Here is a 24,848-nt window from a genome sequence, read left to right as displayed (position 1 = left end):
CGTTGACAAGCGTCATCCATGTTTCTCTACTGTGAACGCTCACAGATCGCCAGGGAGGAACTCGTGAACCATCGCACGGTCAACCTTCGCGTCGTCGCGGTATCGGTCGCGGCCGCCTTGTCGGCCACCGCCCTGCTCACCGGCTGCGGTTCGTCCGACGACTCGGCGGACTCGGACGGTCCGGTCGAGCTGACGTACTGGGCCTGGGCGCCCGGCCTCGACAAGGTCGCGGCGATCTGGAACAAGGAGCACCCGGACATCAAAGTGACCGTCAAGAAGCAGGCGTCCGGCGACGACCTCGTCACCAAGATCATCACGGCCGCCAAGGCGCACAGAGCCCCGGACCTGGTGCAGGCCGAGTACCAGGCGCTCCCGACCCTGGTCAGCAACGATGTGCTGGCCGACATATCCGGCCAGGTGGGCGACGCCGAGGGCGAGTTCACAGCGGGCGTCTGGCGCCAGGTCACCCTCGGCTCGGACGCGGTCTACGCCCTGCCCCAGGACTCCGGGCCGATGATGCTGTACTACCGCAAGGACCTGTTCCAGCAATACGGCCTCACGGTCCCCACCACCTGGGAGGAGTTCGCGGCCACCGCCCGCAAGCTCAAGGAGAAGGCCCCGGACAAGGCGCTCACCACCTTCTCCGCCAATGACTCCGGGCTCTTCGCGGGCCTCGCCCAGCAGGCCGGCGCCAGCTGGTGGACCACCCAGGGCGACAAGTGGAAGGTGGCCATCGACGGCGCCGCCACCCGCAAGGTCGCCGGCTTCTGGGGCGGCCTGGTCAAGGAGGGGGCCATCGACAACCAGCCGATGTACACCCCGGCCTGGAACAAGGCCCTCAACACCGGCAAGCAGATCGCCTGGGTCAGCGCGGTGTGGGCCCCCGGCACCCTCAAGACCGCGGCCCCCGACACCCAGGGCAAGTGGGCCATGGCGCCCCTCCCCCAGTGGAGCAAGGGCTCGAACTGGACCGGCAGCTGGGGCGGCTCCTCCACCGCCGTCACAGGCGACAGCGCGCACAAGGACGCCGCCGCGAAGTTCGCGAAGTGGCTCAACACCGACCCGAAGGCGGTCGCCGCGCTGGTGAAGGAGAGCAACGTCTACCCGGCCGCCACCACCGCGCAGAGCGGCGACGCGCTGAAGAAGGCGCCCGACTTCTTCCCCAACCAGCCCGACTTCTACGCCAAGGCCGCCAAGATCACCGAGGGCATCGCGCCCGCCGCCTGGGGGCCGAACGTCAACGTCGCATACGCGTCCTTCAACGACAACTTCGGCAAGGCCGCCAAGAACAAGTCCGACTTCGGCGCCGCGCTGACGGCCATGCAGCGGGCCACCGTCACCGACCTGAAGAAGCACGGCTTCGAGGTCGCCGAGTGACCCTGCGCCCCACGGGGCAAGGTCCGCGCCGCGCCCCCTATGTCTTCCTCCTTCCCGCGATCCTCCTCTTCGCAGGCCTGTTCGCGCTGCCCATCGGCTACGCCTTCTACCTCAGCCTCCGCAAGGTCGACGTCAAGGGTCTGGGCCTCGGCAAGGGCGCCCGCGACGAGGTGTGGGCCGGTCTTTCCAACTACACCGACGCGCTGCACGACCCGGAGTTGCTCGACGGCGCCCGGCGTGTCCTCGGATACGGCCTGATCGTCGTGCCCACGATGCTGGGACTCGCCCTGCTGTTCGCGCTGCTGCTCGACGCCGACCGGCGAGGCCGCAAGGACACCCTGCTGCGCGGCTTCTCACGGCTGGCGATCTTCCTTCCGTACGCGATCCCCGGCGTGGTCGCCGCGCTGCTGTGGGGGTTCCTCTACCTGCCCGATGTGAGCCCGTTCCACTATCTGCTCGACAAGGCGGGGCTGCCGCGGCCCGAGTTGCTGGACGGCGGCGGGCTCTATGCGTCCCTGTCCAATATCGCGGTGTGGGGCGGCACCGGCTTCAACATGATCGTGATCTACACCTCGCTGCGGTCCATACCCGCCGAGATCTACGAGGCGGCGCGGCTCGACGGGTGCTCCCAGCTCCAGATCGCGCTGCGCATCAAGATCCCCATGGTGATCCCGTCGCTGGTGCTCACCTTCTTCTTCTCGATCATCGCCACCATGCAGGTGTTCAACGAACCGACCACCCTCAAGCCGCTCACCAACTCGGTCTCCACCACCTGGAGCCCCCTGATGGAGGTCCATCAGAAGGCCTTCGTCGAGGGCGATGTGTACGCGGCCGCCGCGACCTCGGTGATCATCGCGGTCGTCACCCTCGTCCTGTCCTTCGGATTCCTCAGGGTCGCGAACGCCCGCACCGGCCAGGGAGGCCTCCGATGAGCACCACCACGGCCGTCCGCGGCCGCGCCTCCTGGATCCCCACCGCCGTGCTGCTGCTCGGCGCCGTCTACTGCCTGCTGCCGGTCGGCTGGGTCGTGGTCGCCTCCACCAAGAGCGGACACGAACTCTTCTCCACCTTCACCTTCCTGCCGGGCACCGGATTCGCGGACAACATCGCCGACCTGTCCGCGTACCGCGACGGCGTGTACTGGACGTGGATGGCCAACTCGCTGCTGTACGCGGGGCTCGGCGCGCTGCTGTCCTGCGCCGTCTCCGCCCTGTCCGGCTATGCCCTGGCGCGCTACCGCTTCCGCGGTCGCGAGGCCATCTTCAACGTCCTGCTGACCGGTGTGCTGATGCCCCCGGTGATCCTCGCCGTGCCGCAGTACCTGCTGCTGGCCAAGGCCGACATGGCCGACACCTATCTGTCGGTGCTGCTGCCGAACATCCTGTCGCCGTACGGGGTCTATCTGGCACGGATCTACGCGTCCGCGGCCGTCCCGGCCGAGATGGTCGAGGCGGGGCGGATGGACGGCGCGGGAGAGTGGCGGATATTCCGCTCGGTGGCGCTGCCGATGATGCGGCCCGGCCTGGTCACCGTCTTCCTCTTCCAGTTCGTCACCATCTGGAACAACTTCCTGCTGCCCTACATCATGCTGGGCGACGACGAGAAGTTCCCGGTCACCCTGGGGCTCTTCACCCTGCTGCGGCAGGGCGCCGCCACCCCGGCCCTGTACACCCTCGTCATCACCGGAGCCCTGTTGGCGATCATCCCGCTCATCGCGCTGTTCCTGGTCATCCAGCGGTTCTGGAGTCTGGATCTGCTCTCCGGGGCCGTAAAGTCCTGATCGACGAAGCGATGTCTGGAGAGAACGAAGGCGCATGAGCCGCACCGGCAACAGCACCCCCGGCCGCCGACGGCCGCCGACCATCCATGACGTGGCGCGCGAGGCCGGGGTCTCGCGCGGCACCGTCTCACGCGTCCTCAACGGCGGGCACTACGTGAGCCCGGCGGCGCTGGAGGCGGTCAACGCCGCCATCCGCAGGACCGGCTATGTCGTCAACCGGCATGCCCGCTCGTTGATCACCGGCCGGTCGGACTCGGTGGCCTTCCTGCTCACCGAGCCCCAGGAGCGGTTCTTCGAAGACCCCAACTTCAGTGTGCTGCTGCGCGGCTGCACCCAGGCGCTGGCCGGGCACGACATCACGCTGCTGCTGATGAGCGCGAGCGACGAGCCGGAGCGGCGGCGGATCATGCGCTTCCTCACCGGCGGCCATGTCGACGGGGTGCTGCTGGTCTCCAGCCACTCCGGCGACCCGCTCGCCACGCGGCTGCGCAAGGCCGGGGTGCCGCTGGTGGCATGCGGCAAACCGCTGGTCCAGGGCCTGGGGATCGCCTACGTCGCCGCCGACGACCGGGCCGGAGCCCGGGACATGGTGCGCCATCTGCTGGACAGCGGCCGCCGTCGCATAGCGACCGTCACCGGCCCGCTGGACACCCCCGGCGGCGTCGAGCGGCTCGCCGGATACCGCGAGGAGCTCGCGGAGGCGGGCCTGGCGGCGGACGAGGAGCTGGTGGTCTCCGGCGACTACAGCCGCGCCGGCGGCGAGCGGGCGGCGGCCGAGCTGCTGGCGCGGGCGCCGGACCTGGACGCCGTCTTCGTCGCCTCGGACCTGATGGCCCAGGGCGTGCTGGCCGCGCTGCGGCGGATCGGGCGGCGGGTGCCGCAGGACGTCGCCGTGGCCGGGTTCGACGACTCCCCCGCGGCACTGGCCACCAGCCCCGGCCTGACCACGATCCGCCAGCCGTGGGAGCGGATCACCGCCGAGATGGTACGGGTGCTGCTGGCGCAGATCGGCGGCGAGGAGCCGTCCGGGGTGATCCTCCCCACCGAACTCGTGATCCGGGAATCGGCCTGAGGCCCTGAGGCACTGGGGGCGGGCGCCGCGTGTCCCGCGGCGCCCGCGCCCCGGCCTTCGGGCGTGCGCCCGCCCCGTCGGCTAGCGCGCGAAGTCGCGGCCCAGTTCGGCGCCCGCCTCGGGCGCGCCCAGCGCGTTCGGCCCGAAGGAGACGACGCCGGTGGTGGTCAGCCCGCCTGTGCCGCCGCGCAGCACCCAGGCCGCACCGCTCGAGGAGTATGTGCCGTCCTCATCGGGGGCGCCGGCGGCCAGGTCGGCCTTGCCGTCACCGTCGGTGTCCTGGAGCCGCACGGCCGCGCCGAAGTGGTCGTCGGCCTCCGCGGCACCCGGGACGCCCGCGGTGTCCTGGGTGAACGCCTGGGCGCCGGTGCCGCTCAGACCGCCCGCGGCGCCGTAGAGCTGCACGGTGCTGCCCGCGTCCTTGCCACCGTCCAGGTCCTCGTACGGAATGCCGACCGCGACGTCCGCGTATCCGTCGCCGTTGACGTCACCGGCGCTGAGCGAGTAGCCGAACTGATCGCCGTCCTCGTTCACCCCCGGCACACCTGCGGTGTTCTGGTCGATGACCTTGGTGCGGGTGACGCCCGGGCCGCCCGCCGAGCCGTAGAGGACCTTGATGGTGCCGTGGTCGTACGGCAGGTTCTCCACCACGTTGCCGGGCACGGTACGGATGATCAGGTCGGCGTAGCCGTCCTTGTCGACGTCGCCGATGGTGCCGACGGCGGCGTGGTCGATCCGGGTCGGCGCCGAGCCCAGGCCGCTCGCGCCGCCCTTCCAGTACAGGCTCGGCTCGGACATCTCCTCGAAGGCATGGGTGGTGACCAGGTCGTCGGAGCCGTCGCCGTTGATGTCGCCTGCGATCATGTCGGTCGGGCCGAAGGTACGGCCCGTGTTCAGGGTGTTCGCGGTGGCCGCCGCGCCCTGGCGGGTGAACGGGCCGTACAGGACGCGCAGTTCGCTCTCGCCGGTGCCTTCCGCGACCAGGTCGGCGTGGCCGTCGCCGTTGAAGTCGCCACCGGTCAGGCTTGCGCGGCTGGTGCTGGTCGAGTCGGGCAGCGCGGTGCCGCCCGTCAGCCCGCCCGCCGAGCCCCACAGGACGGTGACGGGCGAGCCGGAGGACTGCACGGCCAGGTCGGTGTAGCCGTCGCCGTCCAGGTCCCGGGCGACCGTGCGGAAGCCGAACCAGGCCCCGGCGGCCGGGTCGCCGGGGACGCCTGCGGTCGCCCGGCTGATGACCTGCCGACGGGCGGTGTCCGCGCCGGCGGCCGAGCCGTAGACGACCGCGACATACCCCGCCTTGGCCTTGCCGCCCACCGTCGCGGCCGGGGCCGAGACGACGAGGTCCGGATAACCGTCCTTGTCGAAGTCGGCCCGCGGCGTGACATGGGCGAGGGAGGAGCCTCTCGCGGCCTGCGGCTCGGCGGCGCCGGCGGCCGGGGCCGACAGTAAGGCGGGGGCGGTCACGAGCGCGGCCACCGTCGCGCAGCGCACAATGCTGGAGAGGGAGCGATGACGCACAAATCCTCCTGCTGTTGGTTCGGGGTTAACCCCACGTACACACAACAGGACCTGTGACCCGCCATGACGGTTGTGCACCACCGTCCTACGGATTACTCCTCGTCCGCCACGTACCCCTGGGCGTCGCCGGCACCCTCCTCGGTCCGCACGTACCGCAGGACGCCCATCATGTGGTGGTCGCCGACGGTTTCCGGGGCGGCGGCCACGCAGTCCGCCAGCTCCTTGGTGAGGGCGTCGGCGTCGATCCCGGCGCCGATCATCACCAGCTGTGTCGTCCTCGCCTCGGCGCGCGCCCAGTCCGACGGGTGGAAGCGGAGGTAGGAGCCGACCGCGTGCAGGGCGAACTTCTGGCCGTGCCCGGGGGCGGCGAAGTGGATGAACCCCTTCATCCGGTAGAGCCCGGCCGGCCGGCCGTCGAGGAATGCCATGAACCGGCGCGGATCCAGCGGCCGGTCGGCGGTGAACTCCGCGCTCTGGTACGCGGCGTGGAGGTGTTCGTCCCAGTCGTGCCCGTCCGTGCACACCTCGGCGAACGAGAGCTGGTGGAACCGCTCCTCGCTCGGCGCGCCGGGGCCGCGGTCGAAGAGGAAGCCGGGGTCGACGCGCCCGTGTTCGGCGGTGACGACGGGGACACCCGGGGCGATACGGGCGAGCACCTCCAGCACCCGGGTGCGCTCCGGCGCCCGGACCCGGTCGGCCTTGTTGAGCACCACCGCGTCGGCGGCCCCCACATGCCGGTCGAGCTCCGGGTGGCGCTCGCGGGTGTTCTCGAACTCCACGGCGTCGACGACCTCGACCAGTCCGCCGTACACGATGTGCTCGTTCTCGCTGGAGAGCAGCGTACGGATCATGCTCTGCGGCTCGGCCAGGCCGCTCGCCTCGATCACGATGACGTCGATGGCCAGCGACGGCTCGGTGAGCCGGTCCAGCATCCCGTCCATCTCGGAGGAGTCCGCGGCACAGCACAGACAGCCGTTCTCGATCGGGATCATGGAGTCGACCTGGCCGGCGACGGCCATCGCGTCGATGTTGATGCTTCCGAAGTCGTTGACGATGACGCCGATGCGGGTGTCCACGCTGCCGCGCAACAGGTGGTTGAGCATGGTGGTCTTTCCAGAGCCCAGGAAACCAGTGACGAGTACGACCGGGATCCGCCTGGTGGCCAAGGTTGCGACTCCGTTGCAGTGATTCCGTTGCGATGGTGCGTGCGGCGACTCGTGGGCGCGCGGCTGAGACGGCTCATCCTATCCGGCGTACGGGGCGAGCCCCGATCGCAGCATGGCGAACGCGCGGTCGGCGGCGGCCACCGCGCCCGGGTAGACCTCCTCCGCGCTCGCGCCGCCCTCGATCCGGCGCCAGTTGTCCAGGGCGAGGATCCGCTGGACCGCGATGATCTGACCCGCCGCGAGGCGCGGCGTGAGGTCGTCCGGCGCCGTGAGGTCGTCCGGCGCCGTGAGGTCATCCGGTCCGCCGGCCGCGTTCAGCGCCAAGGTCAGCGCCTCCTCCGATCTGCTGGTGTACTCGAACAGGCGGGCCACCAGGCTGGGGGTCCCGTACAGCAGCCGGTGGAACGCCAGGACGCCCGCCTCGTCGCTCAGGCCGGTGATCGGATCGCGCCGCTCCAGCCCCGCCAGGAAGTGCTGGTGCAGCGCGGCCAGGGGCGACTGCTCCGCCGGGCGGCCCCGGACCACCCGGCCCGCCTCGTCCTCGTGGTCGGCGAAGCGGTGCAGCACCAGGTCCTCCTTCGTCGGGAAGTACCGGAACAAGGTGGGCTTGGACACCTCGGCCGCGGCGGCCACATCGGCGACGGAGACCTGGTCGAAGCCCCGTTTCAGAAACAGGGAGATCGCCGTTTCGGAGATCGTCCGGTACATCCGCTGCTTCTTGCGCTCCCGCAAGCCCGTCTCGCCGCTCATGGGACGCAACCGTAACCCTCGCCGGGGAGGTGACCAGTCTCGGCCACGCGCACCGGCCCAGCCATCGATCGGTTCCTCGTCCGCACCCGCGCTCGCGCCGCCGTCAGGTCGGCATCAACACCGCAAGCCCTACCATTTGGCGCCGCCGGACTCTAGTGGGATCCTGGCCGACTTGCGCCTGTCAGCCGTCTTCCGCAGCCACCCGCCAGGTCCTTAAGCTCTCAACAAGAGAGACGGCTGATGCACCTGTGCCACACGATGCCCGTGTGACCCGGGCCGGGCCCCGCGCAAACCGCTCAGCGCCGGAGCGCCGACTCTTCGACACACGGGGCTCGTCGCACTTCTCCCCCACACCCGCCAGTCCTGGCACGTCCCGGCACGTTCAGTCGAACGCTGATCGAAATACCGAACACCCCGCTTGGTGCGCCGATCGGCGCGCCCCCATGCCCGGACACGATCGCGCACACCGGCGGTTGGGCCCCATCACCGCGGAGGGAATCGACATCATGCACCCGGAAACGACCCACCAGGAACCGAGCGAACGGGCCGCGGCACCGGCCTGGTCGGCACACCCGCTGCACGAGCTGTCCGAGGAGGACCGCCACCTCTTCCAGCGGTTCGGCCGAGGGCCGGTGGCGGCCGTGCCCTGGGCCGGTGTCCACCACGCCTTCGAGTGGCACGCCGCCACCGACCCATTCGCCGTCGCGGCCGAACACCTCGGCGCGACCATCACCTACGGCGAGCTGGACCGGCAGGCGAACCGGCTGGCCGGGCACCTGGCCCGGCTCGGCGTGCGCCCCGGCCACCACGTCGCGTTGTGCGTGCGGCGTTCCCTCCCCATGCTGGTCGGCCTGCTGGCCACGCTGAAGGCCGGAGCCGCGTATGTACCGCAGGACGCCGGGCTGACCCCCCGCGCCCAGCTGGACCACGTCATCCGCACCGCCCAGGCCCGCGTGATCCTGACGACGTCCGGCTTCGCGGACCGGATCCCGGTGCCCGACGGCCACGTCCTCGTCGCGATCGACACCGTGCTGGCCGAACCCCTGGAGCCCCTGGAACCTTTGCAGTACTCAAAGCCCTTGGGAGACGGCCGGGACACCCTCGCGTTCCGGCCCGCCCGCCCGGTCCGGGGCGACGACGGCTGCTATGTGCTCTTCACCTCCGGCACCACGGGGCGCCCCAACGGGGTCACCGTCACCCACCGGAACGTCTGCAACATCCTGCTGACCGAACCCGGCGACCTCGGCATGCGCCCCGGGACGCGGGTGAGCCAGATCCTCAATGTGGCGTTCGACATGGCCGCGTGGGAGATCCTGGGCTGCCTGAGCCACGGCGCCACGCTGGTCATCCGCGGCAAGGACATCGCCGAGACCGTGCGGCGGGTGGACGTGGTCATCGCGACCCCGACCGTGCTGAGCCGGGTCGACCCCGACCAGTGCCCGCAGGTGAAGGTGGCGGCCGTGGCCGGAGAGCCGTGCCCGCGCCGGCTCGCCGACCGGTGGGCCCGCTTCTGCACCTTCTACAACGCGTGCGGGCCGACCGAGACCACCATCGTGAACACCATGCAGCGCCACGACCCCGCCGCGCTGCGCCTGACCATCGGCCGCCCGACCCCCAACAACACCGTGTACGTCCTCGACGCGGACCGGCGGCCCTGTGCCATCGGCGAGCCGGGGGAGATGTGGGCCGGCGGTGACGGGGTGTCGGCCGGGTACCTGCGCAACCCCGCGCTGAACGCCGAGCGCTATGTGCCCGACCCCTTCCTGGGCGGGGGCCGGATGATGTTCCGCACCCGCGACCTGGGCCGCTGGACACCCGACGGGGAGCTGGAACACCTGGGCCGGACCGACGACCAGGTGAAGGTGCGGGGGTTCCGCGTGGAACTGGACTCGGTGTCGGCGGTGCTGGAGTCCCTGCCCGGCTGCGCCCGCGCGGTGACGCTGAAGCCGGACGACACCGGCCTGGTGTCCTTCGTCTCGCCCGCCCATCTCGACCCCGAGGCGGCGCGGCGGGCCGTGGCCGCCGCGCTCCCCTACTACTGCGTGCCGCGGGCGGTGCACCCGATGGCGGCGCTGCCGCTCACCAGCCGTGGGAAGGTCGACAAGGCGGCCCTGCTGCGGCTGGCCGCCGAACTTCGGGCGAGTGGCGAGGTGGCGTCGTGACCCCCGCCCGCACCGTGGCCCCGGCGCCCCGGGCGAAGGTGGCGCTGCCGCCGCCGACATCGCTGCCGCGGCGGATCCTCAAGCATCCACGCCTGATGCACTACAACCGGCTGATCGAGCTGGTGTGGGCGGTCAATCTGGTGTTCCTCGCCTGCCACACGGACGGGGGGCTCGGGCCGCGGACCCTCTCCCGTGCCTCCCTCGCGAATTTCCTGCTGGCGATCGTGGTCCGCCAGCAGTACGTCATCAATCTGCTGTTCCGGCTCGCCACCGCGGCGCCCACCAGCTGGCCGCTGCGGATCCGCTGGACGCTGGCCAAGGTCTACCACTTCGGGGGGCTGCACGTCGGCGGGGCCACCGCGGGCACGCTGTGGTTTCTGGCCCTGGTCGGCTCGCTCACCCGGCACGGGGCTCCGGCCGCCACGGTCGCCGTCTCGTACGCGCTGCTGGGGCTGCTGGCGGCCATCGTGGCCACCGCGCTGCCGCCCTTCCGGGCTCGGTTCCACGACCACTTCGAGAAGGCACACCGCTTCGGCGGCTGGGCGGCGCTCGCGCTGCTGTGGGCGCAGACCGTGCTGACCACGCTCGACGAGCGGGGTGGCACCTCCGCCGCGGCCGCCCTGCTGACGGCTCCCGAGCTGTGGACCGTGGCCGTGCTGACCTTCAGTGTCGCCCTGCCGTGGCTGCGGCTGCGCCGGGTGCCGGTGGCCATCGAGCGCCCCTCCTCGCATGTGGCGCTCGTCCGCTTCGACCACGGCGTGACACCGTTCGCCGGGTCGTCCACGGCCATCAGCCGCAACCCGCTGCTGGAGTGGCACTCGTTCGCCAATGTGCCAGCCCCCGGCGAGACGGGGTTCCGCCTCACCGTCTCCCGCGCCGGGGACTGGACGGGGAAGTTCATCGACGACGCGCCTTCCCATCTCTGGGTCAAGGGCATCACCACTGCGGGCGTGGCCAACATCGAGACCCTGTTCACCAAGGTGGTCTATGTGGCCACCGGCAGCGGCATCGGTCCCTGTCTGCCCCATCTGCTGGCCCGCGAGGTCCCGGCCCGCCTGGTCTGGGCGACCCGCGATCCGCGCAGGACCTACGGCGACCGGCTGGTCGACGAGATCCTCGCGGTCCAGCCCGACGCGCTCATCTGGGACACCTCCGAGCACGGCAAGCCCGACATGGTCGCGCTGGCCTACGCCGCGTATACCGACTTCGGGGCGGAGGCCGTGATCTGCATCTCCAACAAGAAGCTGACCTGGCAGGTCGTCCATGGCATGGAGCGCCGCGGGATCCCCGCGTACGGCGCCATCTGGGACTCGTAGGGAGACATCATGGAGCTCATCAAGATCGAGCAACACGGGCGCGTGGTCATCGCGCGGCTGCACCGCCCCACCGTGCTCAACGCGCTGAACAGCGAGCTGATGACCGAGCTGGTCGCGGCGCTGTCACCCCTGGACCTCGACCCGGACATCGGCTGCTTCGTGATCACCGGGTCCGAGCGGGCCTTCGCGGCGGGCGCCGACATCAAGGAGATGGCGGCCAAGTCCTTCGTCGAGATGTCCGAGGAGGATTTCTTCGCGGGCTGGGAGGGTTTCGCCGCGCTGCGCACCCCGAAGCTCGCCGCGGTCCGCGGCTATGCGCTCGGCGGCGGCTGCGAACTGGCCATGATGTGCGATCTGATCCTCGCGGGCGAGTCCGCGGTGTTCGGCCAGCCGGAGATCAAACTGGGGGTGATCCCGGGCATCGGCGGCACCCAGCGGCTGACGAGGCTGGTGGGCAAGGCCAAGGCGATGGACCTGATCCTCACCGGCCGGACGATGGACGCCCAGGAGGCCGAGCTCTGCGGTCTGGTCTCCCGCGTCGTGCCGGACGACCGGCTTATGGAGGAGGCGGCCGAGGCGGCCGCCGCCATCGCGTCGTACGGCAGGTTGGCGGTCAGGGCCGCCCGGGAGTCGGTGGAGCGGGCCCTGGAGGTGGGGTTGCGTGAGGGGCTGCTGTTCGAACGGCGGACGTTCCACGCCCTGTTCGCCACCGAGGACCGGTCCGAGGGGATGCGGGCGTTTCTCGACAAGCGCGCCCCGCACTTCACCGGCCGCTGAACCGACGGCACCGGCAAGGAGGCGAGCTTCCCCGCAGGTTTCCCCGAAGACGCGGGGGAAAGCGCTTTCTGGCAGGATCTGGCGCAGCCGTCCGCGACCGGGAGGAAACCAGCATGACCACGCGCCCGTCCGCCGTGCCGCTCCACTGCGACGAGGGCGGTACGGGCGCTCCCCCGCTGCTGCTGGTGCACGGCTGGGGCGGTGACGCCGGGGAGTGGGCACCGCATCTGGCCGCGTGGTCGCGCCGGCACCGGGTGCTCGCCCCGGACCTGCGCGGCCACGGCCGCTCCCCCGCGCCCGGCGGCGGGGCTTACGGGCCGCGCGACTTCGCCGCCGACCTCGCTGCCCTGCTGCACCGCCTGGCCACCGGTCCGGTCGTCGCCGTCGGCCACTCGATGGGCGGGCAGGCCGTCACCGCGCTGGCCGTCGAGCACCCCGCCCTCGTACGGGCGGTGGTGGTGCTGGACCCGGCGTACGGCGCGGACGAGGCGGAGATGGCCCGGCTGCCCGCCGAGCAGGAGGCGCTGCGCGCCGAGGGGACCGGGTGGGCGGTGCGGTTCGTCCGCGGGGCCTTCGGGCCGCACACCCCGCCCGAGGTGCGGGCGCGCCATGAGCGGCTGATGGCGGCGATGGACCCGGAGGTGCTCGCCCGCTGCCGCCACGGGATGTATCTGGCGCCGGACGCCTTCGGGGCGCGGGCGGCGGCGCGGGCGTATCTGGCGCGCCGCCGCTGCCCGGTGCTGGGCGTGTACTCGACCCGGGCGGCGGCCGACTGGGAGCGCGCCGCGCTCACCCACCCGTACTCCCGCGTCGAGGCGTGGCCGGGGTGCGGCCACTATCTGCACGAGGACCGGCGGGAGGCGCTGGTCGGGCTGGTCGAGGAGTGGACCGCCGGGCTCGGCGAGCCCGGGGCCACGTACCTGCGACGGCCGGCCGGCTGAGGGACGCCGGCCGGGGTTGGTCAGGGGATCTCGACGCCGTTCTCCGCCGAGAGCCGGTCGATCTCGGCCAGTTCGGCGTCGGTGAAGGCGGGCGAGTCGAGCACCGCCACGTTCTGCTCCAGCTGGACGACGCTGCTCGCGCCGATCAGCACGGACACCACGCGCGGGTCGCGCAGCACCCAGGCCAGCGCCATCTGGGCAAGGGTCTGGCCACGGCCCTCGGCGAGCTTGTTGAGGGCGTGCAGCAGGGTGAGCCGCTGCTCGGTGAGCACCTCGCGCTTGAGGAAGTGGCCGACCGCCATGCGGGAGTCGGCGGGCACCCCGTCGAGGTAGCGGTCGGTGAGCTGTCCCTGGGCGAGCGGCGAGAAGGCGATGACGCCGACGCCCGCCTGCGCGGAGGCCTCCAGCACCCCGCCCTCCACCCCGCGCTGGAGGATGGAGTACGGGTGCTGGTTGATCAGGTACGGAGTGCGCAGGTCCTTGAGGATGGCGGCCGCCCGCTCGATGGCCTCGGGCGGGTAGTTGGACAGGCCCGCGTAGAGCGCCTTGCCCTGCCGCACCGCGGAGTCCAGCGCGCCCATGGTCTCCTCGAGAGGCGTGTCCGGGTCGAAGCGGTGGGAGTAGAAGACATCGACGTAGTCCAGGCCCATCCGGGTCAGGGACTGGTCGAGGCTGGCGAGGACGTACTTGCGCGAGCCGAATTCGCCGTACGGGCCCGGCCACATCAGGTATCCGGCCTTGCTCGCGATGAACAGCTCGTCGCGGTACGGGCGGAAGTCCTGGGCGAAGATCGTGCCGAAGTTGGACTCGGCGCTGCCGGGCGGCGGGCCGTAGTTGTTGGCCAGGTCGATGTGGGTGACGCCGAGGTCGAAGGCGCGGCGCAGCACCGCGCGCTGGGTTTCGACCGGGTGGGTGTCGCCGAAGTTGTGCCACAGGCCGAGGGAGACCTTCGGCAGCAGCACGCCACTGCGGCCACAGCGCTGGTAGTGCATGGAGCCGTAGCGGCCCTCGGCGGCGAGATAGACCATGTGTCTCGTCCTCGTTCCCGTGTCGTTCTCGTTCTCGTATCTTTTGCGACCTCGGTGTCAACCGTGGTCATTGTGCCAGGGCCGTGACCTCTGCCGCGGTCAGCGTCCTGCCGTAGACGCGGAAGTCGTCGATCGCGCCCTTGAGGTACGGGTCGGGGTACTGGGACCTGCCGAGATAGGTGGCGCGGAGGTGGTTGCCGAAGTGGCGCGGCTCCACGGTGACCCGCGTGTTGCGGCCCACCTCGCGTCCGTTCACATACAGCACGGCGGTGCCCGAGCCGTAGACGACGGCGATGTGGGTCCACTGGCCGGTCGGCAGCGGGTCGGCCTCAATGCGCTGTTCGGCGTCGCCTCCCCCCGCGGTGATGGCGAAGCGCAGCCTGCCGGAGTCGGCGCGCGGGGTGAGGAACATGTTCGCGGTCACGCCCGTCCCGATGTCGAAGATCCGGGACCACTCCACGGCCTGGCCGTCCAGCCGGACCCAGGCCGCCACGCTGTACGCGGACGCCCCGGCCAGGACGTCGTCGGCGAGGTCGACGTAGCCGTCGGTACCGTTCAGCGCGACCGCGCCGCCCGTCCTCCCGGTGGTCCAGGAGGCGCTGCCGGTGAGCACCGCGGTCTTGCCGTTGCCGGTCGCGTCGGCGGCGCCGGTCCCGCTGGTCTCGTCGAAGCGGTGCCAGGCGGCGAAGGCGGGCGGCGGGGTGGGCGGCTCGCCGGTCAGCCAGTAGACGTTGTAGTTCTGGTGATGGACACGGGCGATGGGGAGCAGGGTGACGGTCTCGCCGCTCGCGGTGGCGGTGAACTTGAGCGTGGCACCGGACTGCTGCCGCACCGAGTCCTTCACCAGCCGTGGCATGGTCATGTTGGGGCGATTGCCGTACGCCCCGGCGAGCACGACCGGCCCGTACAGCACGGCCTGGACGTCCGGGTCGTCGGGCGTGGGGTCGAGCTTCAGCGCCATCGGCAGGGTCAGCTCGACGCGGTCGCCGGCCTTCCACGAGCGGTCGATGATCAGCCGGCTGCCGGGTTTCGGCCGGTCGGGGAGGGTGGTGCCGTTGAGCGCCGCGCGGGCGCCGGTGGCCCAGGCCGGGATGCGCACGCGCAGCTCGAGGGAGGCTGCGCCGGAGGCCACGGTGAGGGTGGTGGTCTGCTGGTCGGGGAAGCCGGTGGTCTGGCGCCAGGTGATGCCCTTCTCCTGCCAGCGCAGCTCGGAGGGGATGAAGAGGTTCACCAGCAGGCTGCGGTCGGCGTAGGTGTAGATGGTGTCGGCGAACTTGGCCTGGGTCTCCATGCCGCTGCCGTGGTCGCAGGAGAAGTTGTCGTAGTCGGTGGAGTACTGGCCCGGGTCGGTGCCCATGAAGGACGGCTGCTGCTTGAAGGCGCCGGGTGCCAGGCCCGTGTAGTAGATGTTGAAGCCGTGGGCCGAGCCGGGGTCCTGCTCGCCCAGCATCTGGTTGAAGAGCGTGCGCTCGTAGTAGTCGAGCAGGTCGGTGCGGTCGGGCGCATGGAAGTGGATCAGCCGGGTGAGCTTGAGCATGTTGTAGCTGTTGCAGTTCTCGCAGCAGTTGTTGGACAGCTGGGCGGCGATGGCGTTCGGCTCGTGGAATGCCTCGCCGTTGCTGTTGCCGCCGATGACATAGGTGTGGTGGTCAGTGACGATCTTCCAGAAGTTCTCGCCGATGGTGCGGTAGCGGCTGCTTCGGCCCTGTTCCCACAGCCGCAGGGCGCCGACCGTCTTGGGGATCTGGGTGTTGGCGTGCAACCCGGCGAGCTGGTCCTCGTTGCGGGCGAGCGGGTCGAAGACGCGGGCGTGGGTGAAGCGCTCGGCGACCTCCAGCCAGCGGGTGTCGCCGGTGATCGCGTGCAGGTCGGCCAGCACCTCGTTCATGCCGCCGAACTCGGTCTGCAGCACCCGCTGCATCTGGTCGTAGCTGAGCTTGCCGGTGCGCGTGTCCACCCACGCGGCCTGGCGCAGCACGACCTCCAGGGCCTCGGCGCTGCCCGCCAGCCGGTGCTGGTCGACGAGCCCAGCCATGATCTTGTGGATGGTGTAGTACGGCGCCCACACCCCGGACCCGGACTCCAGCCGGTCGAAGAAGTTCTCCGGGAAGGCCGAGAGATAGCCCGACCCGTATCCGGCCGCCGGGGACTTCGCCTGGCAGGCGGCGAGCGCGGAGACCAGCTTGCGGCTCTTGTCCAGCAGCGCGGTGTCGCCGGTGTTGGCGTAGGTGAGGGCCAGCCCGGACAGCAGGTGGCCGGTGCTGTGGCCGCGTAACTCGGTGGTCGGGCTCTCCCAGCCGCCGCACGGCTGGGCACCGCTCGCCAGGCCGACGTTGAGCCGGAAGGTGTGGAGCAGCCGGTCGATGTCGACGTATCGCAGATAGCCGGTGTTGCGGGACTGGTTGTCCTTGAAGACGCCCGGCAGCAGGGTGACGGCGCCGAGCGGGAACGGCCGGACACTGGTGAGCGCCCGTGCCCGGCCGCGGGCTGCGGCCGGGGCGGCGGGGGCGGCCGCCATGGCCGTGCCGCCGGCCGCGGCCGTGAGCGCGACGGCCGCGGCACCTGACGCCGTGGTGGCGAGGAAGTGCCGTCTGTCGACTGGTTCGTTCATGTCTTCCCTCACAGAGGTTCGAAATTACGAACAATGTCCGACATGTTGTGCACGGCGACGCTACCGGCACTTCCGTGGAAGTCAACAGTCCCAGCAGGAGCAGGGCGCCGGGCCGGTCAGCCGCGCCGCCACTGCTGATTGGCACCGCCCGTGCAGGTCCACTGCACGATCGCGGCCTTGTCCGCGGTGGACTCGTCCGCGACGTCCAGGCACTTGCCGCTGGACCGGGCGGTCAGCCGCACATACCCGTCGCCCGCGTCCGTGGCCTGCCACTGCTGGTTCGTCCCCGCGCCGCAGGCCGACTGGACGACCTTCGCGCCGTCGTCGGCGGAGGCGCCGCTGACGGTCAGGCACTGGGAGCTGTGCCGTGCGACCAGCTGGACGTAGCCGCCGCCGGCGTCCTTGGACCAGAACAGCTGGTTGCCACCGCCGTTGCAGGGGTACTGCACGGCCGCGGTGCCGTCGGCCTGCGCGGCGGAGGTGATGTCGGCGCATTTGCCGCTGTGCCGGGCCACCAGCGTCCGGTACGGCCCGCCGCTGCCGGTCACGGTGCCCGCCTCGGTGTCGACGGCCAGCTGCGGGAACCAGTCCATCGTCATCGTGCGGGAGGTCGGGAAGGACAGCGGCAGCCACACATAGCGGGAGTCGTTGACCTTGCCGCCGAAGGAGTTGCCCCAGCGGTCGCCCAGGTACAGATAGGACGTCGCCCGGTCGCCCTGCACCGGCAGGACGTACGCGGTCTGGGAGCCGTACGCGGTCGCGTCGCCGGCATTCGCCATCTCGGTCCACGGCCCCGCCAGGTCGGTCGCGGTGGCGTACTTCTGCTGGTTGGGGTTCCAGCCGGTGGCGCCGGAGGTCAGCATGAAGTAGACGTTGCCGCGCTTGAAGAGGGCGGGCGCCTCGCGGTGGCCGCCGGGCCACGGGTTGGCCACCAGGCTCGCCACGCCCGTGTAGTCGTCGGTCAGCCGGTAGATCTGCAGGTCGTAGTTCTCCCGGGCCGCCGAGACCATGTAGCCGGTGCCGTCGCTGTCCTGGAACAGCGTGATGTCCCGCGACATGTGCTGGCCCAGCGGCCGGAAGCTGCCCCGCCAGGTGTAGTCGCCGTCGACGGTCGGGGAGGTGGCGACCGCGGCGCGCGCCTCGCTGTAGTCGGTGCCGTTCTCCTTGTGCATCCACATGACGAACTGCTTGGTCCGCTGGTTGTAGAGGACCTTGGGCCGCTCGATATTGGCCTGCGCCAGCTCGGGGTCCGTCGCCTGGGTCAGGACGTGCCCGCGGAACTCCCAGCTCTTGAGGTCCTTCGAGCGGTAGGCGGACACATAGCGGAAGGTGTTGTCCGCGTTGCGGTTCTCGCCGAACCAGTAGTAGTACGCGCCGACCTTGATGACTCCCCCACCGTGGGCATGCACCGGATCGCCCGAGGTGGTGGCGTACTGCGTCCCGTTGAGGACGGTCACGGGGGCGGCCTGGGCGCCGGACGCGCCCATCAGCGGGGCCAGCAGGGCCGCGCACACGGCGGCCACGAGCACCCAGAGGCGGGGGCGCCTCATCTTCGGGGCGGGCATCACACGCTCTCCTTCAGGACGGTGAAGTGGCGGGCGAATCCGGAGAGGCCGGGCAGCTCCCTGATCGGGGTCCAGGTCCGGAATCCGTCGAGGCTGTCGCTGTAGTAGTACTTGTGGTCCGCATAGCCGTCGAAGTAGATGCGCCAGGCGCCGTTGTCCAGGTGGACCAGGGCGGGCCCCTCGCGCCAGCTGCCCCAGCCCGCCCAGTCGCCGGTGCCGCGGAAGGTGTACGGCCCGCCGAGGCTGGTCGCCGTCGCGTGCTCGATGTACTTCGTCGTCTCCTGCTTGGTGAAGGCGTGGTACTGACCGGCGTAGCGGACCACGAAGGTGTCGATGTAGTTGGCGGTGTCCAGGCCGGTGAGCGGCTTCGGGGTGGTCCACGAGGACAGCGCGGCGTTGGTGGCGGTGAGCAGATGCGGCCGGAACGTCTGGCCGGAGGTGGACGTGGTGTCCAGCGAGACGATGACGTTCACGCTGCCGTTGGTGTCCACGAAGAACTCGGGCGCCCAGGTGCGCTCCAGACCGGCCACCGGGAGAGTGTGGTCACGTACGAAGGTCCAGCTCACCCGGTCGCGGCTGCGCGCGAAGCCGATGGTGTTCCCGGTCCAGTTGGTGGTGTAGACGATGTAGTAGAAGCCGTCGGTGTGCTTGATGATGCTGGGGTCGCGGATCAGCTGGGCCGGGGGTGTGTAGGCCGGGCCCTTGAGCAGCGTGTAGGCCAGCGCGTCCGGCGAGTCGTAGACGTACATGTTGGACTCGCTGCTGTTGGTGAACGCGGTCATGGTGTACCGCGACGTCGCCTTCGCCTCGCGTACGGGCGCGTCGGCGACCGGGATGCCGAAGTCCGGGGTGCCGTCGGCCTTCCAGTGCAGGGGCTGGACGCGGGTGTGGCGGTTGGGGTCGTGCAGCGGGTCGCCGGTGATGTCCTTGTACTGGCGCGCGTGGTAGACGAGGACGTCGGTGCGGCCGTCCTCGGCGACGGTGAAGGAGTTGTGCCCCGGACCGTACTGCTTGGTGGTGTCATTGCTGGTGAAGACCGGCGTCGGGCTCTTGGCCCAGGAAGCGGGGTCCAGCAGGTCGCTGCTCGCGGAGGCGGTCAGCAGCCCCATGCAGTAGTTGCTGTCGGTGGCGCTCGCGGAGTACGTCAGGAAGACCCGGCCGTTCCGCTGGAGGACCGAGGGGCCTTCGTTGACCTTGTAGCCGCGGGTCTCCCAGTCGTACGTCGGGCGTGAGATCTCCACCTGCGGGCCGGTGACGGTCCATGGGTTCGCCATCCGGGCGATGTAGATGCTGGAGTTGTTGCCGACGGCCGGGTTGGACTGGGCCCAGATCAGATAGCGGGTCCCCTGGTGGACGAAGGTGGAGGCGTCGAGGGAGAAGGAGTCCAGCGGGGTGGTGATCCGGCCCTTCTCGGTCCAGGTCCCGGCGAAGGGGTCGGCGCTCGCGTTCTCCAGCACCCACATCCGGATCTTCCAGACGTCGTTGGCGGGTGCCGCGGCGAAGTAGACGTACCACTTGCCGTCGATGAAGTGGATCTCCGGCGCCCAGATGTGGGCGCCCATGTCGCCGCCGGCGTGCTTCCTCCAGATCACCGACTCGGCGGCGGTGGCCAGGCCCTTCAGGGTTCTGGAGCGGCGCAGGACGATGCGGTCGTACTCGGGTGCGGTCGCGGTGAAGTAGTAGTAGCCGTCGGTGTGTTTGACGATGTGCGGGTCGGCCCGCTGGAGGACGAGCGGATTGCGGTACGGCTCCGCATTGGCCCCACCCGGCGCGGCGGCCGGGCCCGCGGCGTGGGCCAGGCCGGGCGCGCCCATGACGGCGCCCGCGGCGAGGGCACCCTTGAGGACCAGCCGGCGGCCGGGTTGCTGTTCACTGCGGCTCATGTCTGTCTGTCTCCCAATGACGCGACGGACCCCCGTGATCGATTTTGTTCGGAGATTAAGGCTTCTGATGACTTCTGACAGGCCCTGGGGAGAGTACGAAAGTTTCGAAAACGCAGTGGCCCGGGCCATGTACTTGTCGAGACGGAAACCTTGTCGCGGAGACCAGGCTTACCTAAGCTCGCCGCGACAACCGGTTTCCGTGTCTGTGACCAGGAAGAAGTGGTAGGCAGATGACCGCAGGACCGATCCGGCTCTCCGAGGGTGCGCACACCGCACTGCGACCGGCCACCACGGCCCGCATCACCGGCGGCTTCTGGGCCGCCAGGCGCCGCACCAACGCCGAGGTGAGCATCGCGCAGGGGCCGCACCGGCTCGAAGAGGCGGGCAACCTGGACAATCTGCGGGCGGCCGCCGGAGCGAAGGCGCCGGGGTTCAGCGGCGACTTCCAGTTCCAGGACTCCGATGTGCACAAGTGGCTGGAGGCCGCGTCCTGGCAGCTGGCCGAGGGACCAGACGGGGGTGCGGGGGCCGCGGGCGCGGCCGAGCCGGCCGATGGGGAACTGGCCCGGCACGTCGGCCGGTTGGCCGGGCTGGTGGCGGCCGCGCAGGACACCGACGGCTACCTCCAGACGTACTACCAGGTCAGGCCCGGCGCCCAGCGGTGGACCGAGCTGCACTGGGGGCACGAGCTGTACTGCGCGGGCCATCTCATCCAGGCCGCGGTCGCGCACCACCGCGCCACCGGAGGCGACGAACTCCTCGGCGTGGCGGTGCGGTTCGCCGATCACATCGACGCCACCTTCGGCCCCGGCAAGCCGGCGGACGCGGTGTGCGGACACCCGGAGATCGAGACGGCGCTGGTCGAGCTGTACCGGGAGACGGGCGAGCGGCGCTATCTCGGCCTCGCCGCCTACTTCGTGGACCGGCGGGGAGCGGGCACTCTCGGCGACGGCGCCGAGGACCGGGAGGCCGACCGCCGCCCGGGCGCGCCCTATTGGCAGGACCACGCCCCGGTGCGGGACGCGACCGAGGTCACCGGGCACGCCGTGCGCCAGCTGTATCTGCTCGCCGGGGCCGCGGATCTGGCGGCCGAGACCGGCGATCCACGGCTGCGGGAGGCGCTGGTGCGACTGTGGGAGGACATGGCCGCCACCAAGACCTATCTGACCGGCGGGGTCGGCTCCCGGCACGACCTGGAGGCGTTCGGCGACGCGTACGAGCTGCCGCCCGACCGGGCGTACGCCGAGACCTGCGCGGCCATCGCCTCGATCCAGTTCAGCTGGCGCATGGCGCTGCTGACGGGCGAGGCCCGCTACAGCGACCTGGTCGAGCGCACCTTGTACAACGGCTTCCTGTCAGGCGTCTCGCTGGACGGCAACCGCTGGCTGTACGTCAATCCGTTGCAGGTCCGCGAGGACTGCACCATTCCGCACGGCGACCAGGGGGCACGCCGCACGGAATGGTTCCGCTGCGCCTGCTGCCCGCCGAACGTGATGCGGCTGCTGGCCTCGCTGCCGCACTACATCGCCAGCGGCGACGCGGACGGCCTACAGCTGCACCAGTACGCGTCGGGCTCGTACGCGGCGGGCGGCGGGGCGGTGCGGGTGGGCACCGGCTACCCCTGGGAGGGCCGGATCGCGGTCGTCGTGGACCAGGTCCCCGGCGACGGGGACTGGACCCTGTCGCTGCGCATCCCGCACTGGGCGGACGAGTACGGGGTGACGGTGAACGGCGAACCGGTGGTCGCGCGGGCCGAGAGCGACTGGCTGCGGCTGCGGCGCCGCTGGCGGCCGGGCGAGACGGTGGTGCTGGACCTACCGCTGCGCCCCCGGCTCACCCGGCCCGACCCCCGGGTGGACGCGGTGCGCGGCTGTGTCGCGATCGAGCGCGGGCCGCTGGTGTACTGCCTGGAGACGCCGGACCAGTCGGCCGGCCTGAGGCTCGACCGCGTCCGGCTCAACCCCGGGGCGGCGCTGCACGCCGCGCACCGGCCGGAGTTGCTCGGCGGGGTCACCGCGATCACGGCCGGGGCGCTGCGCTCCCAGGTCCGGCCCGAGGGCTGGTGGCCGTACGCCGATACCGAGGCAGGCGCACCCGGCGCGCCCGGCGCGCCGAATGCCCTCGCCGCCGGGTCGGTCCGGGTGACGGCGATCCCCTACTACGCGTGGGCGAACCGCGAGGCCGGCGCGATGCGGGTGTGGATTCCGGTGTAAGCGCTTGTGCGAGCTCCCACGCGCCGTGCCCTCGCACCGAGCTGTGGAACCTGCCGCACGGTCCGGACGTTGTGCCGCTGAGGAACACGGTCTTGTGCCCGAGGGCACCGGCGAACGGGAGGTGTCCCTTGAGCACCGGCTCCACGGACCGGGGAGCGGACCCCGGCGAGTCCGGCGAGTCCGGCGACTGGGACGACGTCGTCCTGGACGAGGACTTCATACGCGGCGCGGAGGTGTCCGAGCCCGCCGCGCGCACCCGGATCCTGACCGCGCGCTGGCGGCGCCGCGCGCCCGAGCCGCAGCCGTGGCGCACCGACGAGCCTCCGGCCGGCTGGTTCTGGAGCAAGCGGCGCAGGCGGCGACGGCGGCGTTAGGACCGCGTCAGGGCGGGAGCCGCTCCGCGGCGACAGCGGCGTATTTCCGGCGGGCGAAGGCGGCAACGTTTCGGCGAGCGGTGGCGACCAACCGTCGCGGGCGGCCACGCACCCGTACCGCCCCTCCGCGGGGACGTGCCGCCCGCTTCCACTTCCCGACCCGGAAGCGAGCCGCCATGCCGCTCTTAAGAAGACTCCGAATGCTCCTGGTCGCCGTGGCGGCCGGGGCGCTGTCCGTCATCGGTTTCTCCGCACCCGCGGGGGCCGCCCCCTCGGCGACGGCCGACACCTGGAACCCGCCGAGCAACCTCGTCCAGCCGCTGAACGAGGTCTGGAGGCACGTCGAGTCCACCTACCCGAACCTGTACGGCTTCAAGAACTACGGCTGGGACCAGGTGATGGCCAACAAGGGCAGCCTCAACTACTGCGTCCGCTGGGAATCCGACCAGCCCGTCAGTGCCGCGCTGCGCGACCAGATCCACACCGCCCTCAAGCGGCAGTCCAAGAAGTGGATCGACTCCGTCGCGGGCTTCGAGGGCTTCCCGTACAACGACGTCCCGGTCAAGATCGTCGGCTGGGCCGTCAAGAACCGCTCGACCCTCCAGTGGACCGACAACTCGGTCGACATCTACACCGGGCTGGAGAGCGAAGGCGCGCCGCAGTGCTCCCCCGACTGCGGCCGCTTCTTCCACCAGGACGGCAACTACTCCAAGTGCCCCGGCGGCGCGGCGCGCCACTACGACCAGTCGCTGTGGCTGACCAAGGGCTTCGGCGGCGGCGCGGGCGGCGACTGGGGCCAGCGCATCGGCAGTGAGTACATGGTCGGCGCGGTGAACCAGGACAACATCCATATCCTGCTGCACGAGATAGGCCACACCTACGGTCTGGACGACTTCTACGACTGGACCCCGACCGGTGTCGGCGGCTTCCTGATGCAGGCGGGGACGGCCGATCACATCACCGAGTTCGACAAGTGGATGTACCGCGACTTCTGGCGCCACCTCAAGAGCCGCTACGGCTTGTAGACACCCGCACCGCGGCCCCGTACGCCCCCCAGCGTACGGGGCCTGTCTGCGGTTTTTCGAAAGTTTCGGTCCGATATCAACCAGTTGCCGCATCCTCAATTCCGAGGGGTTCCCCGCCGACTTGGGGCGCCTTAATGTAGGAACCGGTTGCTATCCAGTCAACACTTCGAGCGGGTGGGTTCCCGTATTCGAAACTTTCGCCAACCGGTGGGTACGGAAGGGGATTCTCGATGGCGCGATCCTCGGGGTCGACGGGGCCTACCCTGGCGGTCATCGCCCGTGAGGCGGGGGTGTCGGTACCGACCGCCTCAAAGGTGGTCAACGGCCGGGAGGATGTCGCCCCGGACACCCGGCGCCGGGTCACCGAGGTGCTGGACCGCCTGGGGTATGTGCGCCGGCCCCGCTTCGAGGCATCCAAGCCGCCGGCCCTGATCGACCTGGTCGTGCACTCGCTGGACACCGCGTGGTCGGGGGCGGTGCTGCACGGCGTGGAGCAGGCCGCGCACGACGCGGGGCTGGACGTGGTGGTCTCGGCCGGGCTCACCCGCACCCGCGGCGGCCGCCCCGAGCGGGGCTGGCTGGACAAGCTCTGCGCCCGCGGCAGTTCCGGGGTGCTGTTCAACCTCGCCGAGCTGACGCCCACCCAGTACGCCTGGCTGGACGAGCACCGCATCCCGTTCGTGATGATCGACCCCGTACTGGACCCGCCGCCCGGCGTGCCGTCCGTCGGCGCGGCCAACTGGCAGGGCGGGGTGAGCGCGACCGAGCACCTGATCGGCCTCGGGCACCGGCGGATCGCGGTGATCGGCGGCTATCGGCGCAAGCTGTGCAGCAGCGCCCGGGTCGCCGGTTACCGCTCGGCGATGGCGGCGGCCGGGCTGCGCGTCCCGCCGGACTATGTGCGATACGGCAACTTCGATGAAACCGTTTCCCATCAGCGGATGTGTGAGCTCCTCGAACTGCCCGAGCGGCCCACCGCGGTCTTCACCTGCTCCGACCAGATGGCGCTCGGCGTGTATCAGGCGCTGGCGGAGCGGGGGCTGCGGGTGCCGGACGACATCAGCGTGGTGGGCTTCGACGATCTGCCGCAGGCCCGCTGGGTCACGCCCGCGCTCACCACGGTGCGTCAGCCGCTGTCCGAGATGGCGGCGACAGCGCTGCGCAGTCTGCTGCGGCTGATGTCGGGCGAGGTGCCCGAGGGCACCCGGACGGAGCTGTCCACCCGTCTCGTGATCCGCTCCAGCACCGCTCCCCCGCGCGGTCTTCCCTCTTGACCGAGAAGTCGAACGC

General features: G+C 70.9%; 19 protein-coding genes. 12 read left to right on the top strand and 7 right to left on the bottom strand.

Going from position 1 to position 24,848, the window contains the following annotated elements; genetic code table 11:
* Positions 1–63 precede the first annotated feature (63 nt).
* From ACWY4P_RS52110 to ACWY4P_RS52095, 4 genes are read left to right on the top strand one after another with little or no spacing between them, the layout of a single operon-like run.
* Entirely contained in the window at positions 64–1,377 is a 1,314-nt protein-coding gene (locus tag ACWY4P_RS52110; protein WP_456207836.1) for an ABC transporter substrate-binding protein, read from the top strand.
* Complete coding sequence (locus ACWY4P_RS52105; protein ID WP_456207835.1) at positions 1,374–2,309, top strand: carbohydrate ABC transporter permease; 936 nt, start codon at positions 1,374–1,376, stop codon at positions 2,307–2,309. Before ACWY4P_RS52110 ends, ACWY4P_RS52105 begins: the two co-directional genes overlap by 4 nt.
* Positions 2,306–3,157, top strand: coding sequence for a carbohydrate ABC transporter permease (locus ACWY4P_RS52100; protein ID WP_456207834.1), 852 nt, complete (start codon positions 2,306–2,308; stop codon positions 3,155–3,157). The genes ACWY4P_RS52105 and ACWY4P_RS52100 overlap by 4 nt, the downstream gene beginning before the upstream one ends.
* Positions 3,158–3,191: 34 nt before the next feature.
* Positions 3,192–4,229 (top strand): LacI family DNA-binding transcriptional regulator, encoded by a 1,038-nt coding sequence (locus ACWY4P_RS52095; RefSeq protein ID WP_456207833.1) that lies wholly within the window; start codon positions 3,192–3,194, stop codon positions 4,227–4,229.
* A gap of 81 nt (positions 4,230–4,310) precedes the next feature.
* Here ACWY4P_RS52095 and ACWY4P_RS52090 read toward each other — a convergent pair whose 3' ends face one another.
* From ACWY4P_RS52090 to ACWY4P_RS52080, 3 genes are all read right to left on the bottom strand, one after another.
* Positions 4,311–5,747, bottom strand: coding sequence for an FG-GAP-like repeat-containing protein (locus ACWY4P_RS52090; protein WP_456207832.1), 1,437 nt, complete (start codon positions 5,745–5,747; stop codon positions 4,311–4,313).
* A 92-nt stretch (positions 5,748–5,839) separates the two neighbouring features.
* On the bottom strand, positions 5,840–6,913 hold the full coding sequence (locus ACWY4P_RS52085; RefSeq protein WP_456207831.1) for a CobW family GTP-binding protein: 1,074 nt from the start codon (positions 6,911–6,913) through the stop codon (positions 5,840–5,842).
* 78 nt (positions 6,914–6,991) lie between these two features.
* Positions 6,992–7,663 (bottom strand): TetR/AcrR family transcriptional regulator, encoded by a 672-nt coding sequence (locus ACWY4P_RS52080; protein ID WP_456207830.1) that lies wholly within the window; start codon positions 7,661–7,663, stop codon positions 6,992–6,994.
* 506 nt (positions 7,664–8,169) lie between these two features.
* Between ACWY4P_RS52080 and ACWY4P_RS52075 the strand changes: the two genes are divergently transcribed.
* The 4 genes from ACWY4P_RS52075 to ACWY4P_RS52060 all read left to right on the top strand — a co-directional run bounded on the left by ACWY4P_RS52075 (position 8,170) and on the right by ACWY4P_RS52060 (position 12,859).
* Positions 8,170–9,825 carry an amino acid adenylation domain-containing protein gene (locus ACWY4P_RS52075; protein ID WP_456207829.1) on the top strand — a complete coding sequence of 552 codons (1,656 nt, stop codon included), beginning with the start codon at positions 8,170–8,172 and terminating at the stop codon, positions 9,823–9,825.
* On the top strand, positions 9,822–11,141 hold the full coding sequence (locus tag ACWY4P_RS52070; RefSeq protein ID WP_456207828.1) for a hypothetical protein: 1,320 nt from the start codon (positions 9,822–9,824) through the stop codon (positions 11,139–11,141). The genes ACWY4P_RS52075 and ACWY4P_RS52070 overlap by 4 nt, the downstream gene beginning before the upstream one ends.
* Positions 11,142–11,150: 9 nt before the next feature.
* Complete coding sequence (locus ACWY4P_RS52065) at positions 11,151–11,918, top strand: enoyl-CoA hydratase-related protein (RefSeq protein ID WP_456207827.1); 768 nt, start codon at positions 11,151–11,153, stop codon at positions 11,916–11,918.
* A gap of 113 nt (positions 11,919–12,031) precedes the next feature.
* Positions 12,032–12,859, top strand: a complete 828-nt coding sequence (locus ACWY4P_RS52060) for an alpha/beta fold hydrolase (RefSeq protein ID WP_456207826.1) — start codon at positions 12,032–12,034, stop codon at positions 12,857–12,859.
* Between the two features lie 20 nt (positions 12,860–12,879).
* Here ACWY4P_RS52060 and ACWY4P_RS52055 read toward each other — a convergent pair whose 3' ends face one another.
* The 4 genes from ACWY4P_RS52055 to ACWY4P_RS52040 all read right to left on the bottom strand — a co-directional run bounded on the left by ACWY4P_RS52055 (position 12,880) and on the right by ACWY4P_RS52040 (position 19,946).
* A complete protein-coding gene (locus ACWY4P_RS52055; RefSeq protein ID WP_456207825.1) occupies positions 12,880–13,887 on the bottom strand; it encodes an aldo/keto reductase in 1,008 nt (335 codons plus the stop codon).
* Positions 13,888–13,954: 67 nt separating this feature from the next.
* A complete protein-coding gene (locus tag ACWY4P_RS52050; RefSeq protein WP_456207824.1) occupies positions 13,955–16,498 on the bottom strand; it encodes a beta-L-arabinofuranosidase domain-containing protein in 2,544 nt (847 codons plus the stop codon).
* Between the two features lie 116 nt (positions 16,499–16,614).
* Positions 16,615–18,063 (bottom strand): RICIN domain-containing protein, encoded by a 1,449-nt coding sequence (locus ACWY4P_RS52045; protein WP_456207823.1) that lies wholly within the window; start codon positions 18,061–18,063, stop codon positions 16,615–16,617.
* Complete coding sequence (locus tag ACWY4P_RS52040; protein ID WP_456207822.1) at positions 18,063–19,946, bottom strand: family 43 glycosylhydrolase; 1,884 nt, start codon at positions 19,944–19,946, stop codon at positions 18,063–18,065. Before ACWY4P_RS52040 ends, ACWY4P_RS52045 begins: the two co-directional genes overlap by 1 nt.
* Before the next feature lie 230 nt (positions 19,947–20,176).
* Between ACWY4P_RS52040 and ACWY4P_RS52035 the strand changes: the two genes are divergently transcribed.
* The 4 genes from ACWY4P_RS52035 to ACWY4P_RS52020 all read left to right on the top strand — a co-directional run bounded on the left by ACWY4P_RS52035 (position 20,177) and on the right by ACWY4P_RS52020 (position 24,832).
* Positions 20,177–22,159 (top strand): glycoside hydrolase family 127 protein, encoded by a 1,983-nt coding sequence (locus ACWY4P_RS52035; protein ID WP_456207821.1) that lies wholly within the window; start codon positions 20,177–20,179, stop codon positions 22,157–22,159.
* A gap of 128 nt (positions 22,160–22,287) precedes the next feature.
* Entirely contained in the window at positions 22,288–22,533 is a 246-nt protein-coding gene (locus ACWY4P_RS52030; RefSeq protein WP_456207820.1) for an SGM_3592 family protein, read from the top strand.
* 200 nt (positions 22,534–22,733) lie between these two features.
* On the top strand, positions 22,734–23,558 hold the full coding sequence (locus ACWY4P_RS52025; RefSeq protein WP_456207819.1) for a hypothetical protein: 825 nt from the start codon (positions 22,734–22,736) through the stop codon (positions 23,556–23,558).
* Between the two features lie 230 nt (positions 23,559–23,788).
* On the top strand, positions 23,789–24,832 hold the full coding sequence (locus ACWY4P_RS52020) for a LacI family DNA-binding transcriptional regulator (protein ID WP_456207818.1): 1,044 nt from the start codon (positions 23,789–23,791) through the stop codon (positions 24,830–24,832).
* The last annotated feature ends 16 nt before the right edge of the window (positions 24,833–24,848 follow it).

Source organism: Streptomyces sp. LZ34 (genome assembly GCF_053890475.1).
The sequence above is the reverse complement of the archived record's forward strand: the minus strand, read 5'-3'. Positions and strand labels throughout refer to the sequence as shown.

Bases quoted from the DNA above. Each gene is read 5' to 3' on its own strand.
- ACWY4P_RS52035 (WP_456207821.1), top strand. From the start codon at position 20,177: ATGACCGCAGGACCGATCCGGCTCTCCGAGGGTGCGCACACCGCACTG.
- ACWY4P_RS52060 (WP_456207826.1), top strand. From the start codon at position 12,032: ATGACCACGCGCCCGTCCGCCGTGCCGCTCCACTGCGACGAGGGCGGT.
- ACWY4P_RS52065 (WP_456207827.1), top strand. From the start codon at position 11,151: ATGGAGCTCATCAAGATCGAGCAACACGGGCGCGTGGTCATCGCGCGG.
- ACWY4P_RS52055 (WP_456207825.1), bottom strand. From the start codon at position 13,887: ATGGTCTATCTCGCCGCCGAGGGCCGCTACGGCTCCATGCACTACCAG.
- ACWY4P_RS52080 (WP_456207830.1), bottom strand. From the start codon at position 7,663: ATGAGCGGCGAGACGGGCTTGCGGGAGCGCAAGAAGCAGCGGATGTAC.
- ACWY4P_RS52075 (WP_456207829.1), top strand. From the start codon at position 8,170: ATGCACCCGGAAACGACCCACCAGGAACCGAGCGAACGGGCCGCGGCA.
- ACWY4P_RS52025 (WP_456207819.1), top strand. From the start codon at position 22,734: ATGCTCCTGGTCGCCGTGGCGGCCGGGGCGCTGTCCGTCATCGGTTTC.
- ACWY4P_RS52020 (WP_456207818.1), top strand. From the start codon at position 23,789: ATGGCGCGATCCTCGGGGTCGACGGGGCCTACCCTGGCGGTCATCGCC.
- ACWY4P_RS52100 (WP_456207834.1), top strand. From the start codon at position 2,306: ATGAGCACCACCACGGCCGTCCGCGGCCGCGCCTCCTGGATCCCCACC.
- ACWY4P_RS52050 (WP_456207824.1), bottom strand. From the start codon at position 16,498: ATGAACGAACCAGTCGACAGACGGCACTTCCTCGCCACCACGGCGTCA.
- ACWY4P_RS52045 (WP_456207823.1), bottom strand. From the start codon at position 18,063: ATGCCCGCCCCGAAGATGAGGCGCCCCCGCCTCTGGGTGCTCGTGGCC.
- ACWY4P_RS52040 (WP_456207822.1), bottom strand. From the start codon at position 19,946: ATGAGCCGCAGTGAACAGCAACCCGGCCGCCGGCTGGTCCTCAAGGGT.
- ACWY4P_RS52095 (WP_456207833.1), top strand. From the start codon at position 3,192: ATGAGCCGCACCGGCAACAGCACCCCCGGCCGCCGACGGCCGCCGACC.